Here is a 17,059-nt window from a genome sequence, read left to right as displayed (position 1 = left end):
TATGGCGATGGCAGATCAACCCTTATCCAAAACCGCCCTTCTACGCCTGGTCTTTCGGATCGCAGGCGTTGGGTTTCTGGTTCTGTGCGCCCTTAACGCTTTGGTGATTGTGCTGGGCCCCCTGCTCTTTCGCGACCCCGAGGACTTTCTGCGCTGGCAAGCCTGGCGAGTTGAGAACTACGGCTATCTGCTGATCTGGCGCCTGGTTCTTTACAGCGTACTGGTCGTTGCCTGGTTAAAGCTCAAGGCTCGCCTCGGACTCAACAGCTCATTGCCCGAGCACAAACAAGTACGGCGGATCGAAACCCTGATGATTCTCTTGCTGCTGATGATCGAGCTGATCAAGGCCACCAGGTAAGGAGGAGATAACAAATGACGCTCTACACCAACGACTACCTTGAGTATTACCTGACCCTCGTCGGCTGGCTGATCAATAACGGCCTCTGGGGAATGATTGAAGACACTGGCCTGTTTGCAGTGCCTTTTGCCGTGATTGTGTTACGCGAGTGGCTGAAGGTCCGAGGTGAAGGTGCGGATGAAGGCAACAAGGGTATCTTGTCTCTCGCACGTATCGAAACCAACGTTTATGTCGGCTATATCGTGGTTACGCTGTGCGGTGTACCGGTGATACATGTCGGCTTCGATACCTTGGCCTTTGATCAGTCCCGTGCCAGTCAATGCCAATACCAATTGCCCGAACCCCAAAACACTGGATGGGCAGCGTCCTTTAGCACCCTGGCTGGAAAGAGCGCACAGATGCCAGTGTGGTGGGGGTTTATGCACGCTTTCTCCAAGGCGACGACCAGCGGCGCTGTGGCTGCCATCCCCTGCGGTAACGACCTTCGACAGATGCGCATGGACGTCAACAACGCCCGCATCAACAACCCACTGCTGGCTCAAGAGGTCGCAGACTTTACTCGCGACTGTTACGGGTCGTCGCGGGCGCGATTGTTTATGCGTCAGCCAAATCTTGGATCAGTGGCAAGCGAAACTGAAACCTTGCGGGATTTGGGCTGGATTGGCTCAACGTTTTTCCTGAATACGGCCGGTTATTACGATACGGATTACTCAAGATCCCCTCGAACCCCATGGCCATATGACTCAACGCGTGATGCAGGACTACCTCAGGTTACTGGAGGCGGAGGCTACCCCACTTGCAAGCAATGGTGGGCGGACGGGGTCATCGGACTCAAAGATCGAGTTCAGGCTCAAGTGGACCCGGATTTGATGACTCAATTTTTGGGCTGGGCGAAGTGGTTATCGACAGATGAGGTCAAAGAGGCGGTCATTCGCGAAGTAGTATCCCCACGGCAACAAGTGGGCGGAAATGTTTACACAGATTACGGAGGGGATATAGGCGCTGCTTATCTCCAAAACGATGCCTTTGTTTGGGCTCCAACATCAAGAGCACTCACACGCTCCGCAGGATACATCGGCGTTGGTGTTGGTTCCGCTGCCTACTTCCCGGCTATGGATATCGTCCGGCAAGCACTGCCAATGGTCATGGCCTTTTTAAAAATGGCCTTGGTGATTTGTATACCACTGATTCTCATCGTTGGAGCATTTCAGCTACAAACAGCCATGACCGTTACAGTGGTGTTTTTCGCCTTGATGTTCGTAGATTTCTGGTTCCAGTTGGCACGCTGGCTGGACAGCACCATTCTTAATACGCTGTATGGATCAGGTTCCCCATACAAAAACCTGGACCCGCTGCTAGGTACCCTTAATACAGCGCAAGACGTGGTTCTGAACTATGTCATGGGGGCTATGTTTATCATCATGCCGATATTTTGGGTTGCGGCATTAGGATGGACCGGAGTCAAAATGGGTAATGTCTTAAGTGGGCTGGCAGCGGGAACCAACAAAGTAGAAAGTGCCGGTAGCAAAGGTGCTAGCACCGTAGCGTCAGCAGCCAAAGGATTGAAAAAATAAAACACTTACTTAATCAAATTTAAATCTCAATAGGACCTCTTTGAATCTTGACCACACTCCAAGCGATTTCCATACGCATCATGTCCGTGAGGGCTATTTGAACTGTCATATGGATCGTCACCATAGGGGTCATAACCTTCTGAAAATAATTTTGATTTTCCAGCTTGGGCAAAAAAACCCGAGACCACCAATACCAAACCACCTAAGACTAATATCGCTGCAACCAATAGATTTATAAGCCAGACACCGAAAAAATAGAAAAACAAACTGATGACCGAAAGAAACCCACAAAACTTTAGTGTTCTGGCGATCGGAGTATTCCGCCTTGGCGGCATCCAGGCATAAAGCCTTTTCAGGTATTTCCAAGCGTCACGCCCTACCTCATTTGCGTTGACTGACTTCATACTGAGTCCCTCCTAAGGCTGGGATGCAAGCTGCCAAGCTATAGACCAGATGCATGGGATTTTGCAGGTTCCTATAGCGAACCTGAATCGCTCTCTGCGTTCAACCGCAACAAACTCTCTATAAAATTGGCAGCGAATCTTCCTTCCGTAAACCAACCATGCAGTCACTAGGATCATAAAAGACAAATCCCACATATACAGGGGAAATTTCCCATCTTCGTATTTTGATATTGATGCCACTTCAACCTTGAAAAGAGCTCAACGAGATTAACCGCCAGGCAGGGGGTAACCATGTGGAATCGCAAAGCAGTACCCACTGCGCAGCAGGCACAGAGTAAACCAGAAAAAAGCGCAAAAGTGACCGCCCTGCGCCACGCGCCACGCGATTATGACCGGGCTAAAGGACCTTGAGCACGGTCGTTTCACCGAAGTTCAAGACGCAAAACTTGAGCGTTATATCTCTGATCTGGGCATGCAAATAACCGAAACCTGAAATGGCCAGCCCAAAGGGAAAGGGTCTCTTCAAGCCAATGGAAGGGATCCCAAGGGTAAAAGCCCTACCCGAAAGGACTTTATACGGCAAAGGGCACCCTGCTTCGCTCCAATGAGCCGTATAAGTTATTCACGACCAAATTCGATACTGGTTTAAACCAAAATACTCACATCAGAACCGGATCCCACCGACTGAGAGTAAAGAACACTCCGATTTATAATCGCATCAGGACTCTTCAATATCTGTTGCCATCGGGACTTCATGGCAGATTGCCCCTAAAAACATGATGCGCTGCTAATGATGCTTTTCCATTGAGCATCAGGCGCCACATAGAGGAAAAGGCCGCCCCATGATTACTACTGGAGCTAGCCATGTTTTCTTTATTCCGCCGCAACAAAGTCGCTCCCCTTCTGGCATCTGCGCCAAGTGGCTTTATGCAACCTGCCTGCGCCCAGGCACTGCTCGCATCACCAAGACGCCAAAAGCTGCTGGAAAATATCTGGCAGCGTGCCTCCCTATCTCACCCGCAATTTACTGATCTCTACCAGGGCCCACTGAATCGCTACGCTGAGCTGGTCCAGCAGCTTCCTGCCTCGCAGAACCACCACCATGCCCACCCCGGAGGAATGCTTGATCACGGGCTGGAGATTGTTGCCTATGCCCTGAAAATCCGGCAGACCTACCTGCTGCCCATTGGCGCGCCACCGGAATCTCAATCGGCACAAGCAGAAGCCTGGACGGCTGCCGCAGCTTATAGCGCCCTGATACACGATCTCGGCAAAATTGCCGTTGATCTGCATGTCGAGCTTGAAGACGGAAAAAGCTGGCACCCGTGGCACGGCCCTATCAAATCACCCTACCGGTTTCGCTATATGAAGGGGCGCAGCTACCAACTGCATGGCGCAGCCGCCGCATTGATCTACATGCAGATCCTTACCCCAAGCATTCTGGACTGGCTCAGCGGCTTTCAGGAGTTATGGTCGCAACTGATCTTTGTGCTGTCCGGCCACTATGAGCACGCCGAGATTCTTGGCGAAATTGTGGTCAAGGCTGACCAGGCATCGGTCGCCCAGGAATTGGGAGGTAATCCGGCACGCGCACTGGCAGCACCCAAGCAATCGCTACAACGACAATTGGCCGACGGCTTACGTTACTTGGTGCGCGAGACCTACAAACTGAATCAACCCGACGGGCCATCTGATGGTTGGCTGACACAGGACGCGCTGTGGCTGGTGAGCAAGCCTATTGCTGACCAGTTGCGAGCCTATCTGCTGACCCAGGGAATTGAGGGCATCCCTAGTTCAAATGCGCCGTTCTTCAACATGCTCCAGGACCAGGGTGTCGTCCAGACCAATGATCAGGACAAGGCGATCTGGAAAGCGACGATCGACAATGCATGTGGTTGGCGCAACACCTTTACCTTGCTGAAGGTGGCGCCGGCACTGATCTGGGGCGACCCGAACGAGCGCCCTTCGGTTTTTAGCGGCACGGTGCAAGTCCAGACCGCAAGCACCCTAGAACAGGTATCTGAAGATCAGACGAGTGCAGATCCAGTCTCAGCTCCGGCTATTACTGTCGAGCCAGTGCCCAGCCGCCCCCCTACACCCGATGAAACGGCCGCACTGTTGGCTTTGTTAACCGACGGTGAAAGCAAACTACCGCCAGGCACTGAAGCCTGTACAGACACCAGTACCCAGCCCATTTCAAAGACCGAGTTAGGCCAAGAGTTCATGGATTGGCTAAAGGACGGCCTCGCCTCACGGCGAATCATCATCAATGACGCCAAGGCACTGGTACATACCGTATCAGGCACGGTGATGCTGGTTACGCCGGGCATCTTCAAGCGCTATGTGCAGGAGTTCCCCACCTTGGAAGCACAAGCAAAGGCTCAAAATCTGAATGCCTGGCAGATGGTGCAACGCGGTTTCGAGAAGCTGAAATTGCATCGAAAAACGGGCAAAAGCCTCAACATATGGACCTGCCAAGTGATCGGCCCCCGCAGCACCAAACAACTTCGCGGTTACCTGCTCAATAATGCCCTGACAGCCCTTAGTGAAATGCCCTTCGACAATCCAAGCCTGAATCTTGTTACCGAGACTGCAGAGGATTGCGCATGAATACGCCAATGGAGCTGACCCACGACTATATTGCGACTCACGACCTCAGAGACGCGTCTGTAGCGATCTATTTCGGTTCCACGCGGGCGCTGCTCAGGCATTTTGGGCAGACGGTCTCGGTTGAGGCCATTACCCACCGTGCCGTGCTGGCATGGCGCAAAAAGGTGTTGGCAAACGGTCTATCGAAGCAAAGCTGGAATACTTACTCAAACCATATGCGCACCGTTTGGGGCTATGCCATTGAACAGGGCACTCTGACTTGCACCACAATCAATCCGTTCAAGAAAACAGCGGTCATCCCGCCAAGACGCTCCAGCAAAACCATCGACCGTGAAGCGATAAGAACTGGCCGTGAATGGCTCAAGTTGCTGGTGATCGAAGAAGAAAGTACTCACCAACGCAGCCAGATAACCCCAGCCTGGTTTTGGCTGGCCGTATACGAAATGTTTTATTACTCAGGCATACGCCTCAACGGACTACTTCACCTGCGGTATCGCGATATCAACTGGGAAAATGGCAGGATTTATGTGCGCGCCGAGACTGAAAAAACCCATCGCGAATACGCCATACCGATCGCCCCAGGCTTGGAACCACATCTGCAAAGACTAATGAATGCAGCCGATAACATTGGCTTTCTGCCTGATGACCAGTTGTTCAATGTGAATCGTTTTTCCATCCACTACCGCTCCAAAACCATGAACACTGATCAGGTAGAGGGGATGTATCGCAAGCTGATGGAGAAATTCAAAACGCGCATGACACCGCACCGTTTCAGGCACACCTTGGCAACGGATTTAATGCGTCAACCCGAACGCAATATCCACCTGACCAAAAGCCTGCTGAACCACTCCAACATCGCTACAACGATGGGCTATATCGAGGCCGATTACGATGTGATACGCGCCGCGCTGCATCAGCGCAGCCTGGCTCAGGGGGCGATCACATTTGAAAGGTATGTGGATGAGCAGATGCCGCCTCCAGTGTGCCCGGAACCACCTGAGCAACCTTCAACGCCAGTCCTTATAGAATTCACTCCTGCGCCCGCCTCCCTCGCGCCGATCGAGAGCATCAGCATAGAGACGCCACCGCCAAAACCTGTGTCATCACCGCACTCGAAGCATCTGACACAGGTGGCGAGTCTGCCGTCGGAACGCTACTCGCTGGATCAGGCCATTCTCCCGGTGGGCACGGGACTTATTCACGAACTGGCCTGGGATGGACCCGGGACCTGGTGGAAGGACTTGAGTTTGCCACCACCGCCATCGGTAGATGAACGATCAGACGCTTCGACACTGTTTGCATTGATGAGCATTCGAGAGGGAATGAAATGCTACGACTGGGGTTAAGGTTTGCCAGTTTGGCGAAGTGACACCCGCTCACAACATGCCAGTGTCACGACGCAGCTTAAGCAACGTCATGAACATGAACCCTCCTCCTACACTCACACCAACTTCCTACGGCGCAAGAAATAACATCTGCCAGACACTTCGTATTTTGATGAAAATAGCTGAAAAACAGCTACACCACATTGACATCAAAAAAAGCCAACACTAATGTTTGGCAGGAGACGGCTGCGTCTGCGAAGGTTTTTATGTGATTACGACGGTCAGCCCCCGCCCCGCCAAATCCCGGGCACAAAAAAGCCGGTCATCCCTGAGGATTAAACCGGCTGTTTTGGTGTAGCGATATGGTGGGTCGTGTGGGATTCGAACCTACGACCAATTGGTTAAAAGCCAACTGCTCTACCAACTGAGCTAACGACCCGCTTCGTTGTGGGGCGTATAATACTGATTTCTAACGAGAATTCAATACCTGCTCAGAAATAAATCGGAAATAATTCAAAAATAACGGGTTGGGTCGCTGATTCCGGCAGCTGCAAAGCCTTCTGCACGCAAGCGGCAGCTGTCGCATTTGCCACAGGCCCGACCTTGGGTGTCCGCCTGATAGCAAGAAACCGTCAGCGAATAGTCCACGCCCAGCTTTATACCCGCTTGTACGATTTGTGCCTTGCTGAGGTTTTGCAGAGGCGCCTTGATACTGAAGCCCTGCCCCTCTACCCCGGCCTTGGTCGCCAGGTTGGCCATGACTTCAAACGCTTCGACAAACTCCGGGCGGCAGTCCGGGTAACCCGAGTAGTCCACCGCATTGACACCGATAAAGATGTCACGCGCCTGCAGCACTTCTGCCCAACCCAATGCCAGGGACAGGAATACGGTGTTGCGCGCCGGCACATAAGTTACCGGAATGCCTTCACTCGGGGCTTCTGGCACGTCAATGGAGCTGTCGGTCAATGCCGAGCCACCAATACCGTCCAGGTTCAGGCCGATGACTTTATGCTCGATAGCGCCCAGATCGCGAGCAACCCGCGCTGCAGCGTCCAACTCTGCACGGTGGCGCTGACCGTAGTCAAAACTCATGGTGTAGCAGCTGTAGCCCTCGGCACGAGCCATGGCCACGACAGTTGCTGAATCGAGACCGCCAGACAGCAGGATCACGGCCCGTTTTTCAGTCATAACACTTTGTTCGGTCATTTCAGCGCCCCGGCTCGTCATTCCACAGATATTTGTGCAGTTGCATTTGCAAACGTACTGGCAGGTTATCCGCCACGATCCAGTCCGCCAGGTCACGGGCAGACAAATCATGATGGCTCGGCGAAAACAGTACTTCGCCTGCCCGTCGCTCCAGCCCGTATTCAATCAACTTGGACACTGCCCAGTCATAGTCTTCCCGCGAGCAGATAACAAACTTGACCTGATCGTTGGGTGTCAACAAGGCAATGTTTTCGTAGAGGTTGCGATGGGATTCCTTGGAACCTGGCGTTTTCAAATCGAGCACGCGGCTGACGCGCGGGTCGACTGCAGAGATATCCAGCGCCCCACTGGTCTCGATCGAGACTTCGTAGCCTGCATCGCAAAGCTGCTTGAGCAAAGGAATGGCATTGGGCTGGGCCAACGGCTCGCCACCCGTTACGCACACATAACGCGGGCGAAAGCTGGCAACTTGCTCAAGGATGTCGTCCAGAGGGCGCACGGTCCCGCCACTGAAGGCGTAGGCGCTGTCACAGTAACCGCAGCGCAAAGGGCAGCCGGTCAGGCGTACAAAAACGGTGGGCAGGCCAGCCGTTCGCGTTTCACCCTGTAACGAGTAAAAAACTTCGGTAATTCTCAATGTGTCTTGCATATCCGCCACGGGCGTAACAGCTAAACAGGCTGTCCGCCTCCGTCAGGCACTCCAGGGAATCTGCTTGCGCAGGACTCAAAAGAGCGTATTTCATAAAAGGGCGTGGATTCTAACGAAAAAACCCGCGGCAGGCGCGGGTTTCTCGATGAAAGCATCGTCTGTGCTACATGCGCTGCAGATCGCGTTGTGCCAACTGTGCAGCCGAAGTACCCGGATACTGAGCTACAACCTGTTGCAGAATGCCTTTTACCTTGTCGGTATGACCCAGGCGACGTTCTACATCAGCGAGCTTATACAATGAATCCGGCACTTTCGCATGCTTGGGGTACAGCTGGCTGACCTTGGCAAATGCCTGGCCTGCCGCTTGCAAGTCGCCTTTGGCAAGGTTCACTTCGCCCAACCAGTACTGGGCATTGCCTGCGTACTGGCTATTTGGGTATTTGCGCAGAAAGGCGGTGAACGCCTGACTGGCCTTGTCGAAGTCCTTGGCTTTGATCAGGTCGAAAGCAGCATCGTAATAGAGCTTCTCTTTCGCCGGATCACCAGGCTCGGAACTGGCAGCGGCCTGAGAAGCAGGCGCTGCTGTATTACCGGCAGCATTTGCGCCACCAGCAGAAGAATTATCAGGAGCGGCAGCAGGAGCAATGCCAGCACCAATACGCCGATCAAGTTCCTGGTATCGCTCCAGGCTTTCTTGTTTCATGCGCGAAATATCGTTCTGCAGAACTTCGATCACACCCTGTTGGCGTGCAATCTGCTCCTGCATTTGTTGCAGCTGGTTGAACAGCTCGCCCTGTGCCGAGACAGGGGTCGAAACCCCTCCCCCGGCATAGGCGCCGCTCGCACCATAACCCGGTGACGGATAACTCCCCCCGCTATTGTTATAGCCAGAGTTGTCATCGACCACAGGAACCGCAGCCCATGCCGCTAGCGGCATGAGGCTGAGAGTCAGAATAGTTACAGCACGGCGGCACGTTCGCATGACGAATTACTTACGCAGTTCGACGCGACGGTTTTGAGCCCACGACTGTTCGTCGTTGCCAGTAGCGATTGGACGCTCTTTACCGTAGGACACCAGCTCCAGCTGTGCTGGAGAAACGCCTTGCAGTACCAGGTAGCGTTGAACGGCTTTCGCACGACGCTCGCCCAGTGCCATGTTGTACTCACGAGTACCACGGGCGTCAGTGTTACCTTCCAGAACAACGCGAGCGCCGTTAGCTTTCAGGTCTTTGGCGTGAACGTCCAGAGCGCGCATTGCTTCTGGTTTCAGGTCCGAAGAATCGTATTCGAAGTAGAAAACAGTGATAGCGCGCAGAGCAGCTTCTTCGCTCAGGGAACCATCAACAGCGCCAGTGTTTGCGCCGTAACCAGCGTTTGGATCAACAGCAGCGCCTTCACCGGCATTGTCGCCGCCTTTGGACGAGCAACCTACAGCTACAGCCATGGCCAGTGCCAGCGCAGCAAATTTACCAAACTTCAGCATTTCCATCGTAAAACTCCTAATGAACCCCAAGTGTTATGTGCAACGTACAGCTATCACCACGTCAGTTCAGGTAAGGGGACCAGGAAGGTTCTCTGACTTCGCCTTGAGCGGTAGGAAGAGGGAGCCTTACGCGTCCATTAATGGACACGAGCATCAAGACTCCCCGGCCCTGCTGGCGGGTGGCGTAGATTACCATGGTGCCGTTGGGCGCAACAGTAGCAGACTCATCAAGGTTGGTATCTGTGAGGATTTTCACGCTTCCACGCTGCAAATCTTGCGCCGCAACACGGAAATTGGTGAAACCGTCCTGACGATGGATCATTACCAGGGTCTTTTCGTCAGCCGAAAGCTTCGGACTGGCGTTGTAGTTGCCGATAAAGGTCACACGCTCAGCGTTGCCGCTACCCACATTGGTCTTGTAAATCTGCGGTTTGCCGCCACGGTCGGAGGTGAAATAGATGGTGGAACCATCTTTACCCCAGAAAGGTTCTGTATCAATTGCCGGGTTATTGGTAACACGAGTCAACCCACGGGAAGCCAGATCCATCACGTAGATCTCGGCATTACCGTCCTTGGACAATACGAACGCCAGCTTGGAACCATCCGGCGACCACGCAGGTGCACCGTTCAGGCCTTCAAAGTTGGTGATCTGCTCGCGACGACCAGTGTCGATGTTCTGCACAAAGATACGCGGACGTCTCTGCTCGAACGAAACATAAGCGATGCGCTTGCCATCAGGTGCAAAGCGAGGCGACAGGATCGGCTCACGCGATTGCAGCAGGGTAACGGCGCGAGCACCATCGTAGTCCGAACGCTGCAAGGTGTAGCGGGTGTTGGTGGCACTGGCACGTTCAGCCGTCACATAAAGCAGACGGGTTGAGAATGCACCTTTAATACCGGTCAGTTTTTCAAACGACTGATCGGAGATGTAATGCGCCATGTCCCGCAGCTGCTCAGCCGTGCCCGACACACTGCCGGTCAGTACCGGTTGCTCGGTGGCCACGTTGAACAAGGCATATTGCACCTGCAAGCGACCGCCTGCTGGCACGATATTACCGACCATCACGTATTGGGCACCCAGGGCCTTCCAGTCGCGGAAAATGACTTCGCTGGCCTGAGTCGGCAAGCCAATCATGTTCTGCTTTGGAATCGGCGCGTAGTAACCCGAGTTCCGCAGGTCATTGCCGATGATTTCAGCCATGTCGTCCGGCAATACGGTACCGCCCTGCCAACCAAAAGGGACTACGGCAATGGGTGTTGCCCGATCGCTGCCACTGGTGACCAGGATGTTCTTTTCATCTGCTACAGCCATCCCTGCCAGGCAGCAGACGACGACCAGCAGTCCTCGAAAAAGTTTAATCACAAGGCTAGATCCTCAGGTGTGAATGTCATCTTGAACGATCGATAAGGATTAAAATCGCTGGGCTTCATACCCTGCATTTCCGTTAAACGGCCAATGTTCTTGACCGCTGCCACAGCTGAGCTGTCGAAAGGCCCGTCACCACTGGATTTGGCAACCGTCACAGACGTGACCGTGCCATCTGGCAACATGCCGATTTGCAGCACCACTGTCATGTTTTTGCGCGCCGACGGCGGACGAGCCCACCCTTCTGCTGCACGAGCACGAATCAAGTCATCAAAACTGCCGGCGACTTCATCACCTTGCTCATCTGCCAGTGCTTGCTGGCGTTGCGGCGTATCGGAAAGCAAATCAGCCAAGGCTTGCGCCTTTTTCTCTTCGGTCGATTTACGTGCTGCTTCTACGGCCTTTTTCTTGGCGGCATCGGCAGCGGCCTTTTTCTTCGCGTCTTCGGCGGATTTCTTTTTCGCCTCGTCGGCTACGGCCTTTTTCTTGGCGTCTTCAGCTGCTTTTTTCTTCGCATCTTCAGCCGCTTTTTTCTTGGCGTCTTCAGCGGCCTTTTTCTTGGCCTCTTCTTCAGCAGCCTTCTTGGCCTCTTCCTCGGATTTCTTCTTGGCTATGTCAGCCAGTTTTTTCTCTTCGGCTTTTTTGGCTTCAGTGGCCTTTTTGGCGTCGTCGGCTTTCTTGGATTCATCAGCCTTCTTCGCCTCGTCTGCCTTTTTGGCCTCGCTCGCTTTAGCTTCGTCAGCCTTCTTGGCTTCTGCAGCTTTTTCGGCAGCCTGTTCTTTCTTTTGTTCCGCAGCCTTTACAGCTTCCTGCTCAACCTTCTTTTGTTCCATTTGCTCGACTTCGGTCTGACGCGCGGCGGATTTCTTCGCCTCACCCGCAATCTTTTGATTGGTCTGGGTGGTCGCCTGACTTTTGGACTTCAACTGGTACAAAGTCGCCTGAACAATCGGCTTTGAAGGCGGCAGTTCCGGTGTCATGGCAAAGCTGACGAACAGCATGCCAAAAATCAGAACGTGCAGCCCTACCGCCCAGACTGTAGGCCAAAAATAGTTTTCAGAGGCGGACGGCTCCCGCTGTTCGCGCATCAGGGAGCCTCGGTTATCAAGCCAACGTTACCGACCCCGGCCTTTTGCAGACCACCCATAGCACCCATGACCGCGCCGTAATCCACAGTTTTGTCGCCACGAATGAAGACCTGGGTGTGCTTGCCGCCTTCATTGCCTGCGCGGATGATCTTGGTCACGGCATCAGTCATCTGGGGCAAGGTCATTGCCTTGTCCATCTGCTTGTCGGTGTCGACTTCACTGCCAAGGTTCCAGAAGTAGGTCTTGTCAGCCTTGATCGAAATGGTCAGAACCTGAGTGTTGTTGTCTTGCGGCAAGGCCTCGCTGGAGACCTTGGGCAAATCAACCTTCACACCCTGGTTGAGCATCGGTGCGGTCACCATGAAGATGACCAGCAGCACCAGCATCACGTCGATGTAAGGCACTACGTTCATCTCGGCGACCGGCTTGCGCTTTTTGCGCGCTCGAGCGATTAAAGCCATTGGAAATTACCTGCTTATTCTTCGCTGGTGTGCACTTTGCGGTGCAGGATCGCCTGGAATTCATCGGCGAAGGTGTAATAGCGGCTGATCAGCGTTTCGCTGCGGGCAGCAAAACGGTTATAGGCAATAACTGCCGGGATGGCCGCGAACAAGCCGATGGCCGTTGCGATCAGTGCTTCGGCAATGCCGGGCGCTACGGTCGCCAGGGTTGCCTGCTGGGCAGTTGCCAGGCCACGGAAGGAGTTCATGATGCCCCATACGGTACCGAACAGGCCGATATACGGGCTCACGGAACCTACGGTCGCCAGGAACGGCAAGCTTTGCTCAAGCTTCTCTTCTTCACGGGAGATGGCCACGCGCATGGCACGTGCAACGCCTTCCATGACCGCTTCAGGGTCAACGCCCGGCTGCTGACGCAGACGCGAGAACTCTTTGAAACCGGCACGGAAGATTTGTTCAACGCCAGAGTCCGGATCAGGATTGCTGCCCGCCTGACGATACAGCTTCGACAGGTCGATACCCGACCAGAAACGCTCTTCAAAGCTTTCCAGGGCACGTCGACCGGCGCGCAGCATGGTGCTGCGCTGAAAAATCATGACCCACGAGGTAACCGATGCGGCCAGCAGGGTCAACATTACCAACTGCACAACAATGCTGGCATTGCTGACCAAGCTCCACATGGAGGAATGGTCGACGACGTTAGCTTCCACGCTTTATCTCCTGCTCTAAATGTTTACCCGCGCCGCTCACGTCGGCAAAGGCCGTACGTAAAGCTTCGGGAATGGCTCGGGGTTTAAAACTATCGGCGCGCACACAGGCCACCAAAAACTGCCCTTCACAGAGCAGCGTTGCATCTGCAGCCCGCCAGACCTGCTGCTTGAAACGCAGGCTGGCACGGTTGAGTTCCATCACTTGCGCACTTACCAACAGTTCGTCGTCCAGTCGCGCCGGTGCGTGGTAGCGCGCCTCGCTGGAATGCACGACAAATAACAGGTTCTCGCCTGCCAGCGCGGACTGGGAAAACCCCAATTCCCGCAGCCTTTCGGTTCGAGCCCGCTCCATAAACTTTAGATAATTTACGTAATACACGACGCCACCCGCATCGGTGTCCTCGTAATAAACGCGACAGCGATGTGCGAACGGCTCAAGCCTGTTTTGCGCGCGCATACTCTAGTGCTTACTCCTCAGGTTGCCAATCCGCCAAACCACTGTTTTTTACGCTTCTTGGCCTTTATGACCGAAGATTTTCAGCGCCAGTCCTTGAGACAGCAAAAACCTTAAAAAAATCGACCGCTAACGGCTTATTAATCATCCAAAGCATTCAGAAATTCGTCTACCACAGGCATATCGCCCAATCGTGACGGAATGTTTAAACCGAAGTGCAAATACGCATGCCGGGTCACCACGCGACCACGCGGCGTACGCATGATGTAACCCTGCTGAATCAGATACGGCTCCAGCACATCTTCAATGGTATGACGCTCTTCGCTGATGGCTGCAGCAAGGCTGTCGACACCTACCGGCCCACCATCGAACTTCTCGATCATGGTCAGCAGTAAACGCCGGTCCTGATGATCAAAACCATGCTCATCAACGTCGAGCAGGTTCAGCGCCAGGTCAGCCACCGGCTTGGTGATATGACCTTTGGCGCGCACCTCGGCAAAATCGCGCACGCGACGCAACAACCGATTGGCAATACGCGGTGTACCGCGAGCCCGCCGGGCAATTTCGTACGCCCCCTCAGGGTCGAGCGGCAAACCGAAGATGCCCGCCGAGCGACTGACAATCGTCGCCAGGTCGTCAGTACTATAGAACTCCAGTCGCTGAACAATCCCGAAACGATCACGCAATGGGTTGGTCAGCATCCCGGCGCGCGTGGTCGCCCCCACCAGGGTGAATGGCGGCAGGTCGAGCTTGATCGAGCGCGCAGCCGGCCCCTCACCGATCATGATATCGAGCTGGAAGTCCTCCATTGCCGGGTACAGCACCTCTTCAACAATGGGGGACAGGCGATGGATCTCATCGATAAACAGCACGTCGTGAGGCTCAAGATTGGTCAGCAAAGCGGCCAGATCACCCGGACGCTCCAATACCGGACCCGAGGTGCTTTTAATCGACACCCCCATTTCCTGGGCGATGATGTTGGCCAACGTGGTCTTGCCCAAACCTGGCGGCCCGAAAATCAGCGTGTGGTCCAGCGACTCGGAACGCCCGCGCGCAGCCTGGATAAACAGTTCCATCTGCTCACGCACGGTGGGCTGACCAATATAGTCGGCCAGACTCAGAGGGCGAATCGCCCGATCCTGAACTTCTTCCCGGTCCCGCCCGCTTGAGGCCGTAATCAGTCGATCAGCTTCAATCACTTAAATCATCCCCTTGAGGGCGCGGCGAATCATGTCTTCACTGCTTAACGTTTTATCCTTGATCGCAGAAACCGCCTTGCTCGCTTCCTGGGGCTTGTAGCCCAGGGAGATCAAAGCACTGACCGCATCACTTTCAGCACTGGCCACCGGTGCCGGAGCATCCGGCTGATTAGGAACCAGGGCGAACATGCTGGGTACTTGCTCCCACGCCTTGAAGCGATCTTTCAACTCTACCAGCAGTCGCTCAGCTGTCTTCTTGCCTACCCCCGGAACCTTGGTCAAGGCCGATGTATCCTGCGCCTGCACGCAACGAACAAGTTCATCAACTTCCAGGCTGGACATCAAAGCAAGGGCCAGCTTGGGGCCGACGCCGTTGAGCCGGATCAGCTCACGAAAAAAGTCGCGCTCGCGCTTGCCTATGAAACCATAGAGCAACTGGGCGTCTTCGCGAACCACAAGATGGGTATGCAGGGTCAGCGGCTCGCCGACAGACGGCAGTCGATAAAGCGTCGTCATGGGTACTTCCAGCTCATAGCCCAAGCCGTTTACATCGAGAATCAGGTGCGGCGGCTGTTTTTCAGCCAGAGTGCCGCGCAAGCGTCCAATCACGTTTCAGATCCTTTCTCTGGCCAGATCAATGGCTGACAAATACAAAGACAGAGCCGCATCATTACAGATGAAGCCCTGCCAGGAAGCTCAATTCAGTTATAAATTGCGTTTCACAGGCGCAAACGCCCACCACGGCTACGAGCCGCACCCAGGCCGTGGGGCAACAAACTCGAGCGAGTGTGGGCATGGCACAAGGCAATCGCAAGGGCATCCGACGCATCGATTTGCGGCTTGCTGGTCAGCTTGAGCAGGTGCATGACCATCATCATCACCTGTTCTTTATTGGCGCCACCTGTGCCCGCCACGGCCTGTTTGACCTGGGTTGCCGAATATTCGGCGATCTCCAGGTTTTCTTCGGCTCCCGCAACAATGGCCGCGCCCCTGGCCTGCCCCAGCTTGAGAGCCGAATCGGCATTGCGGGCCATAAACACCTTTTCGATACCCATGGTGACAGGACCGTACGTCTGAATAACCTCACGCACACCGCGATAGACGATCTGCAACCGCTCATGCAGTTCGCCACTACCTGTGCGAATACATCCCGAAGCCACGTACACACAGCCACGCCCAGTGTCTCGCACTACGCCATAACCCGTGATTCGCGAACCCGGATCGATACCAAGAATAAGAGTCATAACGCCTGCAGCTTATGAAGTGACGCCCACCGGCACATACCCGGACAGCTTAAAGGCAGAAGCCGGAGGTGCCCAGCGCCGCGATTGTCGCGACGGAGCTCCTCCGGCCTCTTGATTGACGCGACCTGGTCTCAGGCAAGCTGTTCCAGGACGGCGTCAGGGATTTCAGCGTTGGAATATACGTTTTGTACGTCATCCAGGTCTTCAAGCATGTCGATCATCTTGAGCACCTTTTCAGCGCCCTCCAGATCAAGCTCGGCACTGGTGGTCGGCAACATCACAATTTCAGCATCCGTGGGTTTGAAACCTGCCGCTTCCAGTGCGTTACGCACGGCATAGAAGCTGGAGAACGACGTGAACACATCGATCGAACCGTCTTCGTTGGTCACCACGTCGTCAGCATCGGCCTCCATCGCCGCTTCCATCAGCGCATCTTCATCGACGCCGGCGGCGTAGGAGATCTGCCCCTTGCGCTCGAACAGATAAGCGACGGAGCCGTCAGTGCCAAGGTTGCCGCCACACTTGCTGAACGCGTGGCGCACAGCTGCTGCGGTGCGGTTGCGGTTGTCGGTCATGCACTCAACCATCACGGCAACACCACCCGGGCCGTAGCCTTCGTAGCTCAACTCGACCATGTCGTCGGTGTCAGCTGCGCCAGCGCCACGGGCCACCGCGCGATCAATGATATCGCGGCTCATGTTTGCACCAAGGGCCTTGTCCAGCGCCAGACGCAGACGCGGATTGGACCCCGGATCACCGCCGCCCTGGCGGGCTGCAACGGTCAGCTCACGGATCCACTTGGTGAAAATCTTGCCTTTTTTGGCATCCTGACGCTCTTTGCGGTGCTTGATGTTCGCCCACTTAGAATGACCTGCCATAACGCACTCCGAATCCCTTTAAAAACCTTGCCAGGCCAGGGCCTGACAAT

Annotated in this window: 18 protein-coding genes and 1 tRNA gene; 4 read left to right on the top strand and 15 right to left on the bottom strand. The window is 54.5% G+C overall.

What is annotated here, in order from left to right; genetic code table 11:
• The first annotated feature begins 7 nt into the window (after positions 1-7).
• Positions 8-358: a hypothetical protein gene (locus tag CJU81_RS03840; protein ID WP_095035550.1), complete on the top strand. Its 351-nt coding sequence runs from the start codon at positions 8-10 to the stop codon at positions 356-358.
• Positions 359-372: 14 nt separating this feature from the next.
• Entirely contained in the window at positions 373-1,932 is a 1,560-nt protein-coding gene (locus tag CJU81_RS03835; RefSeq protein ID WP_095035549.1) for a conjugal transfer protein TraG N-terminal domain-containing protein, read from the top strand.
• Positions 1,933-1,958: 26 nt separating this feature from the next.
• Here CJU81_RS03835 and CJU81_RS23660 read toward each other — a convergent pair whose 3' ends face one another.
• Positions 1,959-2,336 carry a hypothetical protein gene (locus tag CJU81_RS23660; protein ID WP_141232561.1) on the bottom strand — a complete coding sequence of 126 codons (378 nt, stop codon included), beginning with the start codon at positions 2,334-2,336 and terminating at the stop codon, positions 1,959-1,961.
• A gap of 864 nt (positions 2,337-3,200) precedes the next feature.
• Between CJU81_RS23660 and mobH the strand changes: the two genes are divergently transcribed.
• Both mobH and CJU81_RS03825 read left to right on the top strand, forming a co-directional pair.
• Positions 3,201-4,946, top strand: coding sequence for a MobH family relaxase (gene mobH / locus CJU81_RS03830; protein WP_095035548.1), 1,746 nt, complete (start codon positions 3,201-3,203; stop codon positions 4,944-4,946).
• On the top strand, positions 4,943-6,292 hold the full coding sequence (locus CJU81_RS03825; RefSeq protein ID WP_095035547.1) for a site-specific integrase: 1,350 nt from the start codon (positions 4,943-4,945) through the stop codon (positions 6,290-6,292). Before mobH ends, CJU81_RS03825 begins: the two co-directional genes overlap by 4 nt.
• Before the next feature lie 342 nt (positions 6,293-6,634).
• On the opposite strand, the gene CJU81_RS03820 is transcribed toward CJU81_RS03825, so the two are convergent.
• The 14 genes from CJU81_RS03820 to CJU81_RS03755 form a co-directional block, all read right to left on the bottom strand.
• A tRNA-Lys gene (locus CJU81_RS03820) sits at positions 6,635-6,710 on the bottom strand.
• Positions 6,711-6,784: 74 nt separating this feature from the next.
• Positions 6,785-7,459 (bottom strand): 7-cyano-7-deazaguanine synthase QueC, encoded by a 675-nt coding sequence (queC, locus tag CJU81_RS03815; protein WP_095035569.1) that lies wholly within the window; start codon positions 7,457-7,459, stop codon positions 6,785-6,787.
• Between the two features lie 19 nt (positions 7,460-7,478).
• A complete protein-coding gene (gene queE, locus CJU81_RS03810) occupies positions 7,479-8,126 on the bottom strand; it encodes a 7-carboxy-7-deazaguanine synthase QueE (protein WP_095029719.1) in 648 nt (215 codons plus the stop codon).
• Positions 8,127-8,289: 163 nt separating this feature from the next.
• Positions 8,290-9,108 (bottom strand): tol-pal system protein YbgF, encoded by an 819-nt coding sequence (ybgF, locus tag CJU81_RS03805; RefSeq protein ID WP_095029637.1) that lies wholly within the window; start codon positions 9,106-9,108, stop codon positions 8,290-8,292.
• A gap of 6 nt (positions 9,109-9,114) precedes the next feature.
• Positions 9,115-9,615 (bottom strand): peptidoglycan-associated lipoprotein Pal, encoded by a 501-nt coding sequence (pal, locus tag CJU81_RS03800; protein WP_003441254.1) that lies wholly within the window; start codon positions 9,613-9,615, stop codon positions 9,115-9,117.
• A gap of 55 nt (positions 9,616-9,670) precedes the next feature.
• Complete coding sequence (tolB, locus tag CJU81_RS03795; RefSeq protein ID WP_217902728.1) at positions 9,671-10,921, bottom strand: Tol-Pal system beta propeller repeat protein TolB; 1,251 nt, start codon at positions 10,919-10,921, stop codon at positions 9,671-9,673.
• Positions 10,922-10,968: 47 nt separating this feature from the next.
• Positions 10,969-12,063 carry a cell envelope integrity protein TolA gene (tolA, locus tag CJU81_RS03790; RefSeq protein WP_095035546.1) on the bottom strand — a complete coding sequence of 365 codons (1,095 nt, stop codon included), beginning with the start codon at positions 12,061-12,063 and terminating at the stop codon, positions 10,969-10,971.
• Complete coding sequence (gene tolR, locus CJU81_RS03785) at positions 12,063-12,515, bottom strand: protein TolR (protein ID WP_162200692.1); 453 nt, start codon at positions 12,513-12,515, stop codon at positions 12,063-12,065. Before tolR ends, tolA begins: the two co-directional genes overlap by 1 nt.
• 23 nt (positions 12,516-12,538) lie before the next feature.
• Positions 12,539-13,234, bottom strand: a complete 696-nt coding sequence (gene tolQ / locus CJU81_RS03780; RefSeq protein WP_016782231.1) for a protein TolQ — start codon at positions 13,232-13,234, stop codon at positions 12,539-12,541.
• A complete protein-coding gene (gene ybgC / locus CJU81_RS03775; protein ID WP_088377878.1) occupies positions 13,224-13,691 on the bottom strand; it encodes a tol-pal system-associated acyl-CoA thioesterase in 468 nt (155 codons plus the stop codon). Before ybgC ends, tolQ begins: the two co-directional genes overlap by 11 nt.
• 137 nt (positions 13,692-13,828) lie before the next feature.
• The gene (gene ruvB, locus CJU81_RS03770; RefSeq protein ID WP_086798289.1) at positions 13,829-14,887 is read right to left on the bottom strand and encodes a Holliday junction branch migration DNA helicase RuvB; all 1,059 of its coding nucleotides are present in this window, start codon (positions 14,885-14,887) and stop codon (positions 13,829-13,831) included.
• Positions 14,888-15,496 carry a Holliday junction branch migration protein RuvA gene (gene ruvA, locus CJU81_RS03765; RefSeq protein WP_095029641.1) on the bottom strand — a complete coding sequence of 203 codons (609 nt, stop codon included), beginning with the start codon at positions 15,494-15,496 and terminating at the stop codon, positions 14,888-14,890.
• A gap of 110 nt (positions 15,497-15,606) precedes the next feature.
• Positions 15,607-16,131 carry a crossover junction endodeoxyribonuclease RuvC gene (gene ruvC / locus CJU81_RS03760; RefSeq protein ID WP_029611572.1) on the bottom strand — a complete coding sequence of 175 codons (525 nt, stop codon included), beginning with the start codon at positions 16,129-16,131 and terminating at the stop codon, positions 15,607-15,609.
• A gap of 131 nt (positions 16,132-16,262) precedes the next feature.
• Positions 16,263-17,009 (bottom strand): YebC/PmpR family DNA-binding transcriptional regulator, encoded by a 747-nt coding sequence (locus CJU81_RS03755; protein ID WP_095035545.1) that lies wholly within the window; start codon positions 17,007-17,009, stop codon positions 16,263-16,265.
• Between the last annotated feature and the right edge of the window lie 50 nt (positions 17,010-17,059).

This window comes from Pseudomonas fragi (assembly GCF_002269505.1).
Lineage (GTDB): Bacteria > Pseudomonadota > Gammaproteobacteria > Pseudomonadales > Pseudomonadaceae > Aquipseudomonas > Aquipseudomonas fragi_D.
This window is presented reverse-complemented; position numbering and strand designations above follow the sequence as displayed.

Bases quoted from the DNA above. Each gene is read 5' to 3' on its own strand.
- tolB (WP_217902728.1), bottom strand. From the start codon at position 10,921: ATGGCTGTAGCAGATGAAAAGAACATCCTGGTCACCAGTGGCAGCGAT.
- ruvC (WP_029611572.1), bottom strand. From the start codon at position 16,131: ATGACTCTTATTCTTGGTATCGATCCGGGTTCGCGAATCACGGGTTAT.
- pal (WP_003441254.1), bottom strand. From the start codon at position 9,615: ATGGAAATGCTGAAGTTTGGTAAATTTGCTGCGCTGGCACTGGCCATG.
- queC (WP_095035569.1), bottom strand. From the start codon at position 7,459: ATGACTGAAAAACGGGCCGTGATCCTGCTGTCTGGCGGTCTCGATTCA.
- CJU81_RS23660 (WP_141232561.1), bottom strand. From the start codon at position 2,336: ATGAAGTCAGTCAACGCAAATGAGGTAGGGCGTGACGCTTGGAAATAC.
- CJU81_RS03755 (WP_095035545.1), bottom strand. From the start codon at position 17,009: ATGGCAGGTCATTCTAAGTGGGCGAACATCAAGCACCGCAAAGAGCGT.
- CJU81_RS03835 (WP_095035549.1), top strand. From the start codon at position 373: ATGACGCTCTACACCAACGACTACCTTGAGTATTACCTGACCCTCGTC.
- CJU81_RS03825 (WP_095035547.1), top strand. From the start codon at position 4,943: ATGAATACGCCAATGGAGCTGACCCACGACTATATTGCGACTCACGAC.
- CJU81_RS03840 (WP_095035550.1), top strand. From the start codon at position 8: ATGGCAGATCAACCCTTATCCAAAACCGCCCTTCTACGCCTGGTCTTT.
- tolA (WP_095035546.1), bottom strand. From the start codon at position 12,063: ATGCGCGAACAGCGGGAGCCGTCCGCCTCTGAAAACTATTTTTGGCCT.
- mobH (WP_095035548.1), top strand. From the start codon at position 3,201: ATGTTTTCTTTATTCCGCCGCAACAAAGTCGCTCCCCTTCTGGCATCT.
- queE (WP_095029719.1), bottom strand. From the start codon at position 8,126: ATGCAAGACACATTGAGAATTACCGAAGTTTTTTACTCGTTACAGGGT.
- ybgC (WP_088377878.1), bottom strand. From the start codon at position 13,691: ATGCGCGCGCAAAACAGGCTTGAGCCGTTCGCACATCGCTGTCGCGTT.
- ybgF (WP_095029637.1), bottom strand. From the start codon at position 9,108: ATGCGAACGTGCCGCCGTGCTGTAACTATTCTGACTCTCAGCCTCATG.